Annotated in this window: 14 protein-coding genes; 9 read left to right on the top strand and 5 right to left on the bottom strand. The window is 50.7% G+C overall.

The window, feature by feature from the left end; translation table 11 throughout:
• Positions 1-125: 125 nt before the first annotated feature.
• Positions 126-1400 (bottom strand): reverse transcriptase family protein, encoded by a 1275-nt coding sequence (locus ACN0YH_RS16040; protein WP_417380592.1) that lies wholly within the window; start codon positions 1398-1400, stop codon positions 126-128.
• A gap of 547 nt (positions 1401-1947) precedes the next feature.
• Between ACN0YH_RS16040 and ACN0YH_RS16035 the strand changes: the two genes are divergently transcribed.
• Complete coding sequence (locus tag ACN0YH_RS16035; RefSeq protein WP_417380591.1) at positions 1948-2643, top strand: site-2 protease family protein; 696 nt, start codon at positions 1948-1950, stop codon at positions 2641-2643.
• A gap of 27 nt (positions 2644-2670) precedes the next feature.
• On the opposite strand, the gene ACN0YH_RS16030 is transcribed toward ACN0YH_RS16035, so the two are convergent.
• Together ACN0YH_RS16030 and ACN0YH_RS16025 are read right to left on the bottom strand one after the other, a co-directional pair.
• The gene (locus ACN0YH_RS16030; protein ID WP_417380590.1) at positions 2671-4023 is read right to left on the bottom strand and encodes an enolase C-terminal domain-like protein; all 1353 of its coding nucleotides are present in this window, start codon (positions 4021-4023) and stop codon (positions 2671-2673) included.
• A gap of 114 nt (positions 4024-4137) precedes the next feature.
• Positions 4138-5460, bottom strand: a complete 1323-nt coding sequence (locus tag ACN0YH_RS16025; RefSeq protein ID WP_417380589.1) for an ATP-grasp domain-containing protein — start codon at positions 5458-5460, stop codon at positions 4138-4140.
• 259 nt (positions 5461-5719) lie between these two features.
• On the opposite strand from ACN0YH_RS16025, the gene fae reads away from it, so the two are divergent.
• The 8 genes from fae (at position 5720) to ACN0YH_RS15985 (ending at position 14665) form a co-directional block, all read left to right on the top strand.
• The gene (gene fae, locus ACN0YH_RS16020; RefSeq protein WP_417380588.1) at positions 5720-6217 is read left to right on the top strand and encodes a formaldehyde-activating enzyme; all 498 of its coding nucleotides are present in this window, start codon (positions 5720-5722) and stop codon (positions 6215-6217) included.
• A gap of 104 nt (positions 6218-6321) precedes the next feature.
• Positions 6322-7185 (top strand): NADP-dependent methylenetetrahydromethanopterin/methylenetetrahydrofolate dehydrogenase, encoded by an 864-nt coding sequence (locus ACN0YH_RS16015; RefSeq protein WP_417380587.1) that lies wholly within the window; start codon positions 6322-6324, stop codon positions 7183-7185.
• Between the two features lie 146 nt (positions 7186-7331).
• A complete protein-coding gene (locus ACN0YH_RS16010) occupies positions 7332-7925 on the top strand; it encodes an RNA polymerase sigma factor (RefSeq protein ID WP_417380586.1) in 594 nt (197 codons plus the stop codon).
• The gene (locus ACN0YH_RS16005; protein ID WP_417380585.1) at positions 7922-8524 is read left to right on the top strand and encodes a hypothetical protein; all 603 of its coding nucleotides are present in this window, start codon (positions 7922-7924) and stop codon (positions 8522-8524) included. Before ACN0YH_RS16010 ends, ACN0YH_RS16005 begins: the two co-directional genes overlap by 4 nt.
• A gap of 368 nt (positions 8525-8892) precedes the next feature.
• Entirely contained in the window at positions 8893-11523 is a 2631-nt protein-coding gene (locus ACN0YH_RS16000) for a BamA/OMP85 family outer membrane protein (RefSeq protein ID WP_417380584.1), read from the top strand.
• A 191-nt stretch (positions 11524-11714) separates the two neighbouring features.
• A complete protein-coding gene (locus ACN0YH_RS15995; protein WP_417380583.1) occupies positions 11715-12323 on the top strand; it encodes a DUF447 domain-containing protein in 609 nt (202 codons plus the stop codon).
• 53 nt (positions 12324-12376) lie between these two features.
• The gene (locus ACN0YH_RS15990; RefSeq protein ID WP_417380582.1) at positions 12377-13348 is read left to right on the top strand and encodes a beta-ribofuranosylaminobenzene 5'-phosphate synthase family protein; all 972 of its coding nucleotides are present in this window, start codon (positions 12377-12379) and stop codon (positions 13346-13348) included.
• A gap of 141 nt (positions 13349-13489) precedes the next feature.
• Positions 13490-14665: a DUF1501 domain-containing protein gene (locus ACN0YH_RS15985; RefSeq protein ID WP_417380581.1), complete on the top strand. Its 1176-nt coding sequence runs from the start codon at positions 13490-13492 to the stop codon at positions 14663-14665.
• A 25-nt stretch (positions 14666-14690) separates the two neighbouring features.
• Here the strand turns inward: ACN0YH_RS15985 and ACN0YH_RS15980 are convergent, their stop codons facing one another.
• Both ACN0YH_RS15980 and larC read right to left on the bottom strand, forming a co-directional pair.
• Positions 14691-15221, bottom strand: coding sequence for a hypothetical protein (locus ACN0YH_RS15980; RefSeq protein ID WP_417380580.1), 531 nt, complete (start codon positions 15219-15221; stop codon positions 14691-14693).
• A 96-nt stretch (positions 15222-15317) separates the two neighbouring features.
• A complete protein-coding gene (larC, locus tag ACN0YH_RS15975) occupies positions 15318-16697 on the bottom strand; it encodes a nickel pincer cofactor biosynthesis protein LarC (RefSeq protein WP_417380579.1) in 1380 nt (459 codons plus the stop codon).
• Positions 16698-16894: the final 197 nt, after the last annotated feature.

Below are 16894 nucleotides of genomic sequence, written 5' to 3'. Positions count from 1 at the left end.
TCAACGCAGGTGGTTCTGTCAGGGATTAAAAAAGACCGCGGAAAATCCGGGTCTTTAGCGTAAGCTGTTAACCTATTATGCCTTAAAACGCTTCAAGGAGACAAGACAAATCTTCTGCGGGAGGTTTACCAGCGAATCTGTTCATAGAGATGCAGTAAACGTTGTCCCCGCTTCGGGTTGAGTTGTTGCACATAAGCCACGCGGCCGCGCAGATGGCTGGCAAAATCGGGATGACTCTCACGGTTCTGAGTTCCAGGACCCAGGCGAATACAGTTTGTAAGAATTGCTTTCAGCAGATCAAATTCTTTGCGAGGTACATTCGGATGTTCGTTTACAACGACGCCCGTCACTTTCTGCTGTTGATTATCTCTCAGCACGCGGCGTTTCATCTGATTAACCTGAAATCGTTCTGACCTGATAATCTGATTGACCAGGGGAAGAAAAACACGCAGTGATCGCAGAAACTGTTCTGAACCTGAAAAGGTCAGATCATCGGCATAGCGTGTGTAGTCGGCATCAAAGGCACGTGCCAGGCCGGAAAGTCGCACATCCAGCGAATAAGCCGACAGGTTCGCCAGCGCAGGTGATGTGGAAGCACCTTGAGGCAGATGCCGCGACAGGTAGGGAATCAAAGGTCGCAGGCTGCCATCCGGGAAAGGCAGGTTCATGGGAATCACGGAAGTGGTGAGCCGCGCCAGATACAGGGCCGCTTCACGACAGTATCCCAGGTTACGAAAGATGGAAACGACGCGGGAAAACTTCACACTGGTATAAAAATTTTCGAGATCAAATTTGACGACCACACGTTTGCCCGTATGCGGTGCCGCGTTCGTCACAGAAGATCGCCCTCGCACAAATCCATGTGCGGCTGGGTGCAAAGGAATCTGGTTCAAGATCTCCTGCAGGATCTGTTGCTGTGCCATTTTTAAAAACGGGCGTGGCGATTCGAGTAGTCGAAATCCGGACCGTTTTGCTTTCCAGTGATAGGTATAATGCGAATCCTGCACTTCATCCGGACGGTCAAATTGTGTGAAGCGATGTGTCAGCCAGGCAAGTTTCCCCAATGAAATATCCAGCCATTCAGCGAGTTCGACAGGCGTAGAGAACTGTGGCAGTTCGTAACGCGTCAGTTTCTCAACATCGCCATCATTGGTCATATCGAAATAATGACCGGTCCGTGCTCCATAGCGTGCCAGTTCGTAGGGGGGCGCGGCAACCTCTTCGATATTCTCGACCCGGCTCGAGTGCCCGCTGGAGTAGCGTAATGGTTCCAGCGTGGTTTTGCGTCGAGGCTTCCGGGGCCTGGCCTCTTCCGGGACGGGAACGGACTCGACACGCGAGACAGTCTGGCTCGGGGGAGAGCCGAAGAAGATCCGTCGTAAGAAATCAAATAAACCCATGAAGAAAACCTGCAGTCATTCCGTTTCAATTGAAGGCATCAGCAATGCCTAAAAAAATGGCCAGCGGGCCGCACAACCGATCCTGTGACGAAGTGTTGCTACGATAAGCGTCTATCGGAGCGACACTTCAAGTGTCGTAGTGTGGTCAATCCTTCTCCCGCGGGGTATCCCCGCAGAACTCTGAGTGATCTGTCAAGATTCAGTCAGAGTCAGAACTTGTGCGACCCACTGCCCATTATGTCTGCAAATCGTATCCTTTTCGTGAGATGCGTCAATGTTAAGTCCTGGGAATCTGGCTAATGCCTCTATTTTCCATCAGGATAAATATTTTGTAAACTGATGGGATCAAATTGAAGGCTCACTACCCTGAATCACACAATCGGAACTGCAATTGCTTCGATTTACAGACCCGGCTACAGTGCGATCAATCCGGGATCGTTCAAAGGAGTGCATTCCTGTGTTTGATCAGATAAGCTGTCTCTGTTCTGCTGAAAAAGGCATGCTGCGAGATGGGCCGAGATAGATATACAAACAGAAAGTGATACTGATGCTGGGCAATGTTGCTCCCACTGAATTTGATTTGCGTTTTTCTTTATTTGGAATCCCGATCCGCGTCCACCCCCTGTTCTGGGTGATGGCGGCGTTCATGGGCTGGTATCCAAATGATCCGAAAATCACGCTCATCTGGATCGCCTGCGTCTTTATCTCGATCCTTGTGCATGAGCTCGGCCATGCTGTCATGGCGAAATACTTTGGCTGGCCTCCGGAAATTGTGCTGTATCACTTTGGGGGGCTGGCGATCTATCAGCCCTATTCCGGACTGACAACACAGCGTTCCATCATTATCTCGGCTGCGGGACCGATGGCTGGATTCGGGCTGTATGGAACAATATTTTTCATCAGATATATCTCGGTTCGCTATGGAATGTGGGACGGCTTCAGTGAACAGGCCCGAGTTTATATTGGTGTTGCCTTTTATGATCTGTTGTTTATTAATCTGATCTGGGGATTAATTAATCTTGCTCCGGTACTACCACTGGATGGCGGTCATATCTGTGAAGATATCTGCAAATCCGTCAAACGTTCACGCGGCGATGTACTGGCGATACAGATTTCCATGGTCGTTGCCGGCGGTCTGGCTGCGTATTTCTTTATGCACCAGCAGCGCTATGCAGGGATTATGTTCGCACTGTTTGCCTTCTTTAACTTTCAGGCGTACCAACAGCGCAACCGGATCTGGTGAAACTGTTCTGAAACTTGCTAAACAGGTTCAGAAACCCAGGCCATCCCCATTCAGCTCTGCCGTCTTCACCGTACCATCAGTGATATTGAACATACCCGGATAAGAGCGTTTCCACTTTTTGTTCGGTCCGGGACAGTACTGGCGCCCATTGCCTTCAATTGCAGCAATTGAAGGAATCCGTGCAGCCAGACTGGCAGAATGCAGAAACGAATAACCACAGCAGGTCAGGTCCTGCACGCAGAGGAACATGTCAAACTTCTGGGCGGCGGCTCCCAGGAACAGCGATTCTGTCTGTCCCTTACAGGCTTTCAATGCCACCCCCGAATAACCCAGATCACGACTCAGCAGCAGCGATTCATAATCCACCAGCGATTCATCAATCACCACAGGTTTAATCTTGGCTGCTTCATGCATCTTGTTTTCAGGGTTAGCCTTCAGATCGCGATTGGTAGGCTGTTCGATGTATTGTACACGATCAAAGGCAGCCGGTGTCTGCTCACGGATTTTGTTGAGAAATTCCAGAACATAATCGACGTTCTCGCATTTCTCATTGAAATCAAGAGAGTAGACCCACGAATCCTGTCCGCGTTCACCCTGAGCTTTGACGGCTTCGTTCTCGACAGCGACGACGCGGCTGATATCCCAGTCCATGTTGTCGCCGGAAAGTTTGATCTTTAAATGGGTCAGGCCATCAGCTTTGATCCACTCACCCAGTGTTTCCGGCAGGCCGTCATCAACACGTTCTGAAATGTCGGCATCGGTGATCGGGTCTAATGCACCTACCAGGTGATACAGCGGCAGTGTCGGTTTAGGATCACGTAACGTGTATTGATCCAGGTACTCACCCTTGAATTGATCATCCAGGTATTCACTCAGATCGTGGATCATGAATTCGGAAGACAAGCCGTTATAGCTGTTGATATGGTTTGCACGACCAAAGCCATCATGGATCGCTGCATCCAGAGGGCTGGAAGCGACCAGTTGTGCCAGTTCCGGAATCTCCTCGGGTAGACCGAGTCGCTTGGTAAGCTTTTTCGCCATGAAATGGTATTCAGCCGAAATGTGATACATCAGATCGATCGGGTGTGCGACTTCCGGACAGATATTGGCGATTTCAACCGCTTCCTCCAGAAATTCGATCATCGCTTTCAGTGAATCTTCCGGACTGACGACTGTGGAAGGCCAGGCCCAGATATTACCCGCCGGCATGCTGCCGATCCCGATACCCTGTTTTCCATTGCGTGTTTCAACGACGACTTCCACATTCAACAGAACACTGCTGTCCATCACCCGACCACCAAATTTGAGCGGGGTTCGGAAAGGGACTTCTTCAGTTGAAAATTTTGCCTCAACGATTTTGATATCTGTTGACTTGGGCATCGGTCTGAAATTATTCCTTCATATTACGAGAGAGATCTGACGAAAAGTTCATCTGTGAATTATATGTCGTCCTGTAGAACACCAGTTCTAAACTGGATTTTATAACCATTCAGTTCAATCTTCAAGAAACGAACCGGATACATTCCTGCTTGAGAAAAAACCCGAAAAAAACAGTTTTTCCGATTCCTTTCGGGACCAGAGCATGTTAGAGACTTCCTGCCTGCCCAGATCCCGAGTCAACTCTGGCTGAATCTGCCGCTGGTAACTGAGAATCTGACCTGCCAGCGAAGTCAGGCATTCCTCCTGGTTGGCACCGGTCCCATACAACGTGCACACAGGAGAACCCGCCGGAATTTTGGCTCCCGGATCAGGAATGTCAGCGGAAGCGGGAATCTGCCAGATTGCCTGTCCCACAGGCGGTTCAAAGTCGATAACCGGGGCCGTCAGATTCAGCGGGGCATACAAAATTCCCTTCGAAACAGGTGATAATGGCTGTTTCTCGCCGGTTTTGAGTAACTGAATCAGCTCATCGACTGAGGATTCGCCTCCGGTCGCTGGCATTTCGCAGGAATGACAGGCGGCAAAATGCCACTGCAGCAGAGGCAGGCGAAATTGCAGCTCAAAAAGTTCGGTCAAAGCAGTATAACGGGGATTGACTTCGACGAGCGATAATCCCGGCTGCTGTTCCGGATTCCAGATCAGATCACAGCCAAACAGACCTCTGAGACGACATCCGCTTGCAACATTTTGTCCCAGTTTTTTCAGAGCTTGACGCCACTCTGGAGGCACAGGTGACAATGTCATTCCGCCACAAAATTGAAAACCGGCTGCGTTTAATGCCCGGTTTCCCATAAATTGGATCGCAGTACCAACCAGCACACAACGGTCTGGATAGGCAATAAACAGGGCAGACAGCGGGATTCCAGGCTGATATTGTTGTAGATAATACTGCGTGGAATCCGCTGGTTCAGGAGTGTGTGAATCGACAAAACAGATTCCCTGACCGCCGGCACTCAGCAGTGGCTTGCGCAGCCATTGTTCCTGTGAACAAGTAATTGCCTGGTTGGGTAGGCTGGTTGCAAATGGGATTGATTGATTTGTGAGCAGATCCTGCAGAAAAAAAGGATCACGCACTTTTTTTAAAGATTCCCCGGCGTTTCCCAGCAGTGTATGACGTTGATTGATCGAGTGAATCAGTTCCGGCCGATTTTCCAGGGCACCGGTATAAATCCAGTCTCGTGGCTCCTGTTTCATGACCGCTTCCAGCCAGTGAGCGCTGTCATCTGTTTTGAAAATGACCTCAGAGAGAACGCGTAGATCCCGATCTGCAAACTGGTCCGCACAGATTGGGTGGAGGCCGGCCCGTACTGCAGAACAGGCGGCAGCCCGCGTACTCGCGCCGACGATCAGTAAGGAAGATGGTCCAGGAAAAGTCACAGTATTTTTCTAAGTATCTGACAGAGTAGAGGGGGAGCGACATGACAATTTTATGAGGATTTAGAGTGATTACCAGCGGTTTACTGGCAATCCGCTTCTTAAATTGTTATTACTTGTTAGAGGCTACGAATGATCCAAGGTGAACCAGACTGGAATAGTTTGTTTCGCCGTCCCTACTAGGACTGCGGTATTCGTGATCCGTTTTTAATTGTGCTAACAGCATAACTATGTGAACCTGATAAGAAATGGAGAACGAAGAATGTCAATGTTTGTCGGTGAGTCACTTGTGGGTGATGGTAATGAAGTTGCTCATATCGATTTGTTGATCGGTGACAAAACAGGTCCTGTCGGTACAGCTTTTGCAAACGCTCTGTCCAGCCAGAGAATGGGGCATAGTAACCTGCTGGCTGTTTTATCACCAAACCTCGCAGTTAAGCCAGCAACCGTGATGGTAACCAAGGTCACCATCAAAGGTGCAAAACAGGCCGTGCAGATGTTTGGCCCCGCTCAATACGCCGTCGCGAAAGCAGTCGCAGACAGTGTTGAAGCCGGCGTGATTCCTAAAGATCAATGCGAAGATCTCGTGATCGTCTGTGGTGTCTTCATCCACTGGGAAGCAGATGATGACAAGAAAATCTTTGATTACAACTACGAAGCAACCAAAGAAGCCATTGCCCGTGCGATGAAGAACGAGCCTTCTGCTGATGAAATGATCGCCAAGAAGAGTGAAGCAACTCACCCCTTCTATGCTGGCTGATCCAGACAGCTGGGATGGCGAAATCGAATACATACCCCTGTTCTTCTGGAACAGGGGTATTTCGTTTGGATCTTTTCTAAATTGAATATGGATCGAGATCTCTCATGAAAAAAATATTGATTCAACTGGACACCGATGCGCATGCCAGTTCGTTTGATCGAGTCGTTGCCATCGATGCCGGCGTCGATGAGTTAATGAGCTACAGTGATGTTTCCCCCGTCAATGTGGAGCCACTCGTGCATGGCGCGATATTTACACGGGGACCTAAAGAATTAAACAATACCGCGCTCTTTGTCGGTGGCAGCGAAGTGCATTCCGGTGAAACACTCTTTCAGAAAATTCAGGACACCTTCTTCGGTCCCATGCGGGTCTCCGTCATGATGGATTCGAACGGCTCCAACACCACCGCAGCGGCTGCCGTTCTCGCGGCGGGAAAACATCTCGAATTTTCCGAGACGACTGCCCTGGTGCTCGGGGGCACCGGTCCGGTTGGTCAACGGGCCGCGCAACTGCTGGCAAAGCGGGGCGCGAAAGTCATTATCGCTTCTCGCTCCGTAGAACGGGCACAGGCGGCCTGCGATACGATTGCCCGGATTGTCGAAGGAGCACAGCTCACACCGCTGGCACTCAAAGATCACAAACAGATCGAAGCGGCCAACCGCGATACAAACCTCATCATTTCCGCCGGCGCTGCAGGAGTCAAACTGCTGCCCGCCGCCTGCTGGAAACCCATGAAACAGCTCAAAGTGGTCATCGATCTTAATGCGGTGCCTCCAGCCGGAATCGAAGAAGTGGATGTGATGGATAAAGCAACCGACCGGGACGGAATTCTCTGTTACGGAGCGATTGGTGTTGGCGGAACGAAAATGAAAATCCACAAAGCTGCCATCCAGAAGCTGTTTGAAACCAATGACCTGCTGCTGGATACGGAAGAAATTTATCAGATTGGTGTCGATTTACAGGCTTGATTCCTGATGTCAAAATGCCCTGGAATTCCAGGTTCAGGTTGCAATTGCTCATCTGTAACAGCTAGAATTAACGTTCCGAAACATACTTCCTCCTGGCAGAAACTGATGTTTCTCCAGTCACTCATTCCCGCTGGCTGTGAATCCAGATGACTCGAAATCTGATTGATGCCGATATCATGCAACGCGTTTGTGCAGGAGACTATCTCCTGTTTGACGAACTGGTATTGCGCTACCGGGAACGACTCTTGAGATTCGCCTGGAGCAAGTATGGCCGGCAGATCGCTGCCGAAGACCTGGTGCAGGAAGCGTTCCTGGCGGCCTTTGCTGCCCGGGATTCCTATAATCCATCCTTTGCATTTTCGACCTGGCTCTGGACGATCTTTTTGAACCTGTGTCGCCGACATTATAAAAAACAGAAACGTGAACCGCGCGAAGTGGTGCGTTCTTCGTTCAGTACCTCTGATGAGACGGTGATTCCGGAACCCAGTTCCTCAGAAACACCGCTACAGGCGGTATTGAAAACAGAACAGTTTGAACAGCTGACAATGTATCTCGCAGAACTGCCAGAAGTTCAGGCGGATTCACTGCGGTTACGTTTTTTCGGCGGTATGAAATTTACGGAAATCGCGTTAACAATGGACTGCAGTTTATCAGCAGCAAAAATACGTGTGAAAAACGGGTTGCTTCAACTGGCTCATCGTTTTTCTGAAGATACAGCTTCGGAAGGAGATGTCTCATGAACTGTGACGAAGCGTTTGATTTAATTACCCATCCTACAGACCATCAGTGCGAAGAATTGCAATGGCATCTGCAGTTGTGTCCACGTTGTCGACAGATGCAGGAGACATTGGCTCCTGCGCTCACTTCGTTCCAGCAGATTCTGGATGAAGCTTCAGAGGCGGATGAATTAACAGACCACTATTCCGACATGCAGCAGACAGCGGACCATCATGGTTTACCCGCCTTTCCCGCTGCGGGGAAACCATTTCTCTCTGCCGAAACGGTACGGATGGCAGAGCAGGCAGCAACACGCCTGAACGCAGAAACGGATGTGAACCGCAAGGCAAGCAGCCCCGCCCCGCTCAAGTCGAATCAGAAACGCCTGGTTAACGCTGCCCTGATTCTGATGGCCGGGATCCTGATGGGCTGGGGGATCTCTCTGGACGTACCGGATAATTCAATGCCCGGCGCTGCCAGTGTCCCTCAGGGACAACAATCCTGTCTCTGGATTGCACAGCGCGAAGCGATCGCCAAGTATACTGCCCGGATGGAAAAGTCATCCGTCAACAGTGTGGTTCTGTCTTGTGTGGCCTGCCATCTACAGTCGACTGCTGAATAATCCCCTCTGTAAACTCCGCATGCATCTAGACGTCTTGCGCGTAATAATTACGAAAAAACAGCCCTGAAACTGCCTGTTTTTGTAAGACTTACACGCTGCAATCTTCTGCAGCGCATTTTTTTCAAACGATCTCAGTAAAACTGAATGTCAACGAAAAACTCATCTTGCGGCTGTTTTGCTTTTCCGTTATTTCTACGCAACCCACAATTAACTTGAGGGAAACTTTCCTGTCTTACACTCCCTTTTCTCAAATCCTCTCTGAGATCACAGGGTCTGAAACAACGTGAATTCCATCCTGTCACATTTGAGTGAACCTCATATCTTTTCTCGTAAATATTACAATTGGATTCGACATGATAAGAGGTGTCTTGTCTGACACCAGATGCGGAAACGCATTTCGATTGGCTTTATGCCTGATCCTGGTACAGCTTACATTGTTCGGAGACTGTTTCAACGGAGCCATTCCGCTGACGAACTCAGCCTGCGCTCAGGAAACAGCGAAAAAGTCGATCTCATTGAACGATCCGATTTTCGATATCCGGGTGGAAGGCAATCACTCGATTCCCGCTCTGGCTATTTTACAGAAGACGAAAATACAACGCGGTCGACCGGCCTCCCGTGACCAGGTCCTGGAAGACGTACGACTGCTGTTTGCTACCCGCTGGTTCTCCAGTGTTCAACCCGTCTATCGCAAAACCGATCAGGGACTGGTACTGGTTTATAAAGTCAAAGAACGACCGATTGTGGAAAAGGTCGAATTTCGTGGGAATAAAAAAGTAAAAACCAAGCGACTGGAAGCAACCACCGGGTTAAAGGTCGGGTCGCCTTTCGATGTCGCTGCCAACCAGGAATCAGTGCAGCGTATTAAACAGCTGTATGTCGAACGTGGTTACCGTTTTGCCGAAATTAAACTGCTGAAAGGGGACGACGCCAATGATCGTCAGGTCATCTTTGAAATCAAAGAAGGCCCCAAGGTCATTGTCACGGGAATCAAATTCAGTGGCAATAAATTTGTCAGGGATGGAGTTTTGAAAACCAAACTCCTCACTAAAAAAGCACCGCTGGGTTTAAGTGTCTTTGGAGGCAAATTTGATCCTTCTACCGTCGAAGACGATCTGATTTCTCTCAAACAGTATTACAATAGCCTGGGTTTCTTCGATGTGAAAATCGATGAGAAGATCGGCTTTAACAAAGAGCGTTCCCATGTACAGATTGAATACACGGTCAACGAAGGAAAACGCTACAAGATCCGAGACATCCTGATCGAAGGGAACCGTATCTTTTCAGAAGATGAAATTCGGGATAACATTAAACTGGCTTCCGGCGAGTTTTTTAACAGCCGCACACTTTCGACGGATGTCGAGAAACTGACGGATAAATATGGAGAACTCGGACATCTGTTTGCCAAGGTCAACCCGGTTCCCCGTTTCCTGGAAGCACCAGGTGAAGTGGACCTCGTTTATCAGATCAATGAAGACAAACCCTATCGTATCCGCAAAATTACAGGGCATATTGCCGGGGACAACCCCCGTACAAAAAGTTCTGTTTTAACCAATCCCCTGATGGTCGCGCCCGGTGATCTGGCGAATCAGAAACTGATTGCCAAGAGCAAGCGGCGGATTGAAGGGAACAAGGTATTTCAGACCGGTCCACAAAACGGACCCCGCATTAATGTCACCCGTGTCGATCCCCAGCGTGAGCTGGCCGAGGTTCGTCGGGATGATGTTGTGCGTGGACAAAATTACGAACTCGATCAGAAATTTGAGCAGGGTGTCATTTATGATGATGGCATTATTCATGAACAGCGGCGATCTCAGGAAGTGTTCCGTGGTCAAAACTACGACAACGGTATACCGGAACCTCTCAATCCGTTGTTCGGCAACAGTCCATTGGGTGATCCCATGGGAACCGAGTTTCCGCAACAGCAACCAGGTTGGGTCGATCTGGATGTGTACGCTTCTGAAAGCCGTACCGGTCGTCTGATGTTTGGCGTCGGTGTGAACAGTGACGCGGGGGTCGTGGGTTCGATCGTACTGCAGGAAGAAAACTTTGATATCCTCAGACCGCCCCGCAGCTTTGAAGACATCATGGATGGAACCGCCTGGCGCGGTGGCGGACAACGGTTCCGTGCAGAAGCGGTTCCCGGTGATCAGGTCAGCCGTTATCTGGTTAACTGGACCGATCCTTATTTTCTGGATACCAACTTCAGCCTGGGCGTCAGCGGATTTTACTTTACCCGCTTCTATACCGACTGGGATGAAGAACGCGTCGGTACCCGACTCAGTCTCGGGCGTCAGTTGACACAGGAGTGGTCAGTCAACGGTCAGTTCCGTCTGGAAAATGTTGACCTGCGAAATCCACGGACGCCGACACCTCCGATCGTACAACAGTCTGTGGGAAACAACCTGCTGAGCACATTCCGACTGTCAGCTACGCATGATACACGCGATGCGGCATTCCAGCCTGCGGAAGGGCATATTCTGGAACTTGCGGCCGAGCAGGCTGTCGGTGACTTTGACTATAGCCGCCTGGAAACGAATGCCAGTCAGTACTTTACATTGTACAAACGGCCCGATGGTGGTGGACGTCATATCCTGTCTTTGAGTGCCTCTCTGGGCTGGACCGATACCGATACTCCTGTTTTCGAACGTTACTATGCTGGTGGTTTCCAGACGTTCCGCGGTTTCGAATTCCGGGGGGTGACACCTCGCCAGAATGGCGTTGCCGTCGGTGGTCGCTGGAGCTTCCTGGGTAGTGCTCAGTACATGGTGCCAATTACAGCTGATGAAATGGTCCAGATGGTCTTCTTCAGTGACTTTGGTACCGTTGAAGAGGATGTCTCTCTGGATCAGTTTCGTGTCGCCGTGGGTGCCGGTCTGCGTTTGACAGTCCCTGCGATGGGGCCTGTTCCTGTCGCACTCGACTTCTCTGTGCCTCTGGCCAAAGAATCGTTCGACCAGACACAGGTCTTCAGTTTCTATGTCGGGTTTACCCGCTAGAATGCATTACATTTACCTATAGCGCCTTTCAATCTGATATATTCGGGCCCAACAACCCTGAAGTCGCTACAGGAAAAACGGGACGCAGTCTAGCGTATCGACTGGGTAGCAGATCTGCTGTCGGATTTCATATTCAGAGCCGGCGCTGGTTTCAAAGCATCTGACTCTAGCCTATGATACAGGCTTATTGTTTGGATTTCGAAATTCTTCAGGAAGCACCAGGCATGATTCTGGAAGGAATTGTTACCAGTCAAAATGAATCGGGAGAATTAAATATTGCTCCCATGGGGCCACAGGTCGATCAGGGTATGACACAGTTCATACTGCGGCCCTTCCAGACCTCACGCACATTCAGCAATCTGAAAGAGACCCGGTGTGGTGTCCTTCACGTGGTCGATGATGTATTACTGCTGGCAAAAACCGCAATTGGAACTCTGCAGGAGATGCCAGAAACCTTTCCAGCAGAAAAAATACCTGGTCGGGTATTGGCTTCAGCCTGCCGCTGGTACGAATTTCAGATTGAGTCCATCGATGACTCAGAGGCTCGTACGGTCATGCAGGCGCAGGTAATCCATCAGGGACGCATCCGCGATTATTTCGGTCTGAACCGCGCAAAACACGCTGTGCTGGAAGCAGCCATACTTGCCACGCGTACCCATTTAATTGAGCAAAGTGATCTGCTGGCACAGTATCAGGCACTTGCCGAAATTGTCAGAAAAACAGCGGGACCCGATGAACAGACAGCGTTCCGTTTACTGGAAGAATTCATTTCAAAAGCGTATGCTGAAATATCCTCTTAAAACACTGTTCCTTAACCAAACTCACTCTGCCTGAAACTGAAATTGAATCTGTCATGTCGCGTGAAGTGATCATCACGACGGGAAGTCGTCTGCATTGGGGGTTGCTCTCCCTCGCTCCTCAAGTGGGGCGCGAATTTGGCGGCATAGGACTGATGATTCAGGAGCCACAATTGAAGCTGTCTGTCACACAATCGGCTGGCAGTAGCGACAATGTGAAGGGCAGCCCCGGCAGCATTAAAAAAATCAGAGAGGCACTGGCTGCGATCCGCAACGTATATCCCGGGCTGTACCGGGATCAGTTTTATGATCTGGAGCTGCATTCGGAAATCCCCCAGCATTGTGGCTTTGGTTCCGGGACGCAATTGAGCCTGGCTGTGGCGCAGGCGCTCGCATCGCTGTCAGACGAACCGGCACTGTCATCTGTTGAACTGGCCCGGCGGGTCGACCGCGGTGCCCGCTCCGCATTAGGAGTTCACGGATTCACAACCGGTGGGTTTCTGGTCGAAGGAGGTAAGCAGTCTGCTGATGAGATCAGTCCGCTGGTGGTACGCTCCGATTTCCCTGAAGACTGGCAGTTGCTTCTCGTCACTCCCGCAAATCGCGCAGGAATCTCGGGATACATTGAAGCCGATGCCATTCAGCGGTTAGGGCCTATGCCCACAGCTACTACGGAAAAACTCTGCCGCCTGGCGTTGATGCAGTTGGCCCCCGCTGTCCAGACGCATGACTTCGAAGAATTTGCAACCGGACTGACGGAATTTGGACATGTGGTCGGAGAATTCTTCAGCCCCGCACAAGGGGGGATTTTTGCTGATCCTCAGATGGCTGAACTGGAAAAGAAACTGATTTCACGGGGAATCAGGGGAATTGCACAAACCTCCTGGGGACCGACATTGTCCATTATTTGCCAAGATGTAGAGATGGTGGCAAGTGTAATCAGAGAATATGGTTACGGTGAATTTTGTGAGCTGAGATCTGCCAGTCCACTGAACGAAGGGGCCCAAATACAGATCAACCAGGACTGATGAACTTTGGGTTTTGCAGTGGAAGTTCCAGAAACAGGTTGAATTCCAGAGAGGAATTCTTCGACTATAGTTGAAGGCTGTTATAATATGGGGACCCCGATCAAGTCGAAACACTCTGAAAAGAAGTGAGTAATATACGCTATGAGTTCCAGGCAAAATCAATCGGAAGTTTCACGACGTGATTTCCTGCGTGTGGGCAGTTTGAGCTTCGTCGGGTTGTCGATGGCGGAACGCGCCGCCCTGGCGACCACTCAAAAGGATCGTTCCCGCAAAAACTGTATTTTCATCATGATGACCGGCGGTGCCAGTCAACTGGAAACATTCGATCCCAAACCGGAAGCACCTGCGGAAATCAGAGGGCCACTCAAAGCGATTTCAACCACCATTCCCGGTGTCTATCTGAGTGAAGCGTTTCCCCAGTTAGCACAACGAACTGGCCAGTTTTCCCTCGTGCGTTCCCTGTACCATGAAGCTGCACCGATTCACGAAACCGGTCACCAGTTGCTCATGACAGGCCGACTATCTCGGGGGGCATTGAATTATCCCTGCTTTGGTTCTGTCATCGCGCGACAGTGGGGGCCCCGTGGAGATGCACCTCCCTTTGTAGTATTACCACGACAGGTCACTTCACTGGGAGTGAATACCTATCGCGGGCAGCAGGCTACATTCCTGGGTGAAGACTTTGAACCGGCGACAGCAGTGGGTGAATCCTCTTCATCTGAATTCGAGATCGAAATTACGGGAGAATCCAAGGCGATTCAACAGCAGTACGGTAAGCATCGCTTTGGTCAGCTGTTACTGCAGGCACGTCAGCTGGTAGAGCGAGGCACGCGGTGTGTGGTCGTCAATTTGTTTGATGATCTGCATCAGCAGTTGACCTGGGATTGCCACGGGACTGGGGCAGGGACCTCCGGCAAGGTTTACGAATACAAGGATTCGCTGGGGCCCGCTTTTGACAAAGCACTTTCGACGTTGCTCGACGATCTTTCCTCTCGAGGTTTACTCGATGATACGCTGGTCATGGCTACGGGCGAATTCGGTCGCACACCCCAGGTGAATGCGCACGGTGGTCGCGATCATTGGCCGCATGTCTGGTCCGCACTCGTCGCTGGTGGCGGAACGCCCGGTGGCCAGGTCATTGGAGCCAGCGATGCCCGTGCGAGTGCGCCCGTCGAACGTCCGGTGCACGCCTCTGAATTGACGGCCACCGTCTACCATCATCTGGGATTAAATCCCGGCAGTTGTCTGGCACGTTCTGACCAGGAAGAAATCAGACTCGTGGATACTTCCCCGATTGGCGAATTGATCAGCGGCTGAACGGCAGAAACGAGGGACTTAAGACTCAGGCGGTCTCTGAACCGGGGGGACAGTCTTCTGCCAGGACCTGTTCAACTTCTTCCCGCGTGCACTGAAAACAGTTGCCAATTTCCTGGGCTGAAAAACCGGCCTGGCTGAGATAAACCATCATCAGACGCTTTTCCGCAGTGGCAGACAAAGGCTGCGATTTTTCGTACACGAGAATATCGGGCCCTGCCTTCTCACCAGGTTCACTCTGCTTCTGTTGGGTGAGCGCCAACTGCTGGCGTAACCGGTTGATTTCCTGATCGGCTTCCCGCAACAGTTCGTCGAGTACACGTAGTCGCGCATCGCTACGGGATTCTATTTCTCTCCCATACTCATAAAGCTTGATCTCCAGCTGATTCAGTCGATTGAACTGGCTCTGTTCCCGGCTGGAAAGTTCCTGTTGTGCTTCATTCAGTGGGTTTCGGTTTCGTACCTGGCGCTGATAACGAAAATTCTTTCGCAACGCCCAGGCTACCGCTAAGAGTAACACCCCCGTCAGTATCATATTGGGATCGCTCAATTGAAACATGATTGGTCAGTCATCCTTTACTACCAGACAATGTTGAACTGCGGTTCTCTATTTCTTTCTACGTTCGATAGATCATCCTGATCTTCTTACATGCGCCTACCCGTGATCGTGATCGTGATCGTGATCGTGATCGTGATCGTGATCGTGATCGTGGTCGTGGTCGTGGTCGTGGTCGTGGTCGTGGTCGTGGTCGTGGTCGTGGTCGTGGTCGTGGTCGTGGTCGTGGGGAACATCTGCTGCAGGCGAAGCAGGGCTCGTATTGGTCGCATCAAACAGATAAGCGGCTTCTGCTGCCCGGTAAATAGTTCTCAGTGAAACCTGTTTTTCAGCCGCTAATTGAGCACAGGCTTCGTATTCCGGCGTGAAGATGGATTGATGATTCGGGGCGAGTGACAGTTTACCCGCGACTTCTCCCCAGATTGTTTTAACGGTGTGAGCCTGACGGGGACGAACGGTACGTTGCAGGACATGTCGCCTGATCCCCAGGGTTTCGGTTTCCTGAAACAGAATCGCTTCCATACGTTCTACGTCAGCGGGTTTACAAATCACGCTCAGCAACACAGCCGGGCGGTCTTTTTTCATCTGGATCGCCGCAGTGTAAACATCCAGTGCGCCGGCTTCCATCAGTTTTTGTTTGGTATATCCGATAACTTCCGGAGTGATATCATCCAGGTTGGTTTCCAGCAGTGTCACATAATCGGTGTTACTGGAAGTCGCCTGTTCCCCGACAAAAATTCGCAGCAGGTTCGCTCGTTCGGGAAAGTTTTTCGTGCCGGCGCCATAGCCGATCTCTTCAATCGTCATGGCAGGCAGCATTGAAAATCGATCCACGAGTGTTGCGATTATGGCGGCTCCGGTAGGAGTGGTCAATTCAGCCTGAATCGGAATGTCGGCCAGGGGAATCCCTTTCAGAATTTCCGCGGTCCCCGGTGCCGGAACCGTACAGATCCCATGATCGATTTTTATCTGACCATAACCTGTGGGAACCGGGCTGGAAATGATCTGTTCCACTCCCAATAGATCAAAGCCGATGGCTACGCCGACAATATCCACGATGGAATCGATGGCGCCCACTTCATGAAAGTGAACTTTGTCGATAGTGGAACCATGGACTTTGGCCTCTGCGGCAGCGATTGCCGAAAACAACGCCAGCGCCAGTTCGTACTGCCGAGCTGTCAGTCGATCCGACTGTTTGAGAATCTGGATGATGTCACTTAAATGGCGATGTGCATGTTGCTCCGGGTGTTCAATTTTGACGGATGTCGCATGGAATCCCCCCTTCATTGTCGAAGAGAAAGTGAGTTTCACTCCAGGCAGTCCCAGTGAGTCAATGCCGGCACAAATCTGTTCGGGGTCCACGCCGGCGTCCACGAGAGCCGCCAGGGTCATGTCACCACTAATTCCAGTTGAACAATCTAAGTAAGCAATCCGCACAGTCAGTGATCCAGGGGGGTTAAGGTCGAGGCAAGCAGGCATATATCAGCAGCGAATTCTAAATCGCATTGTATTACGCCACAGCGTCTCAGGTAATATTATTCTCGGTCCAAATGGCCCTTGAGACGCTACAGTAAATCCGAACACAGTCTAAAGATAACGGGCGGGTTTACCAAGGTCAATTCGTGGCCATCCTGGATTGATGGAATGGAGTAACCCCTTTGTTGACAGGGGGATAT

The sequence above is a fragment of the Gimesia sp. genome (assembly GCF_048262075.1).
In the GTDB taxonomy this organism is placed as follows: Bacteria; Planctomycetota; Planctomycetia; order Planctomycetales; family Planctomycetaceae; genus Gimesia.
This window is presented reverse-complemented; position numbering and strand designations above follow the sequence as displayed.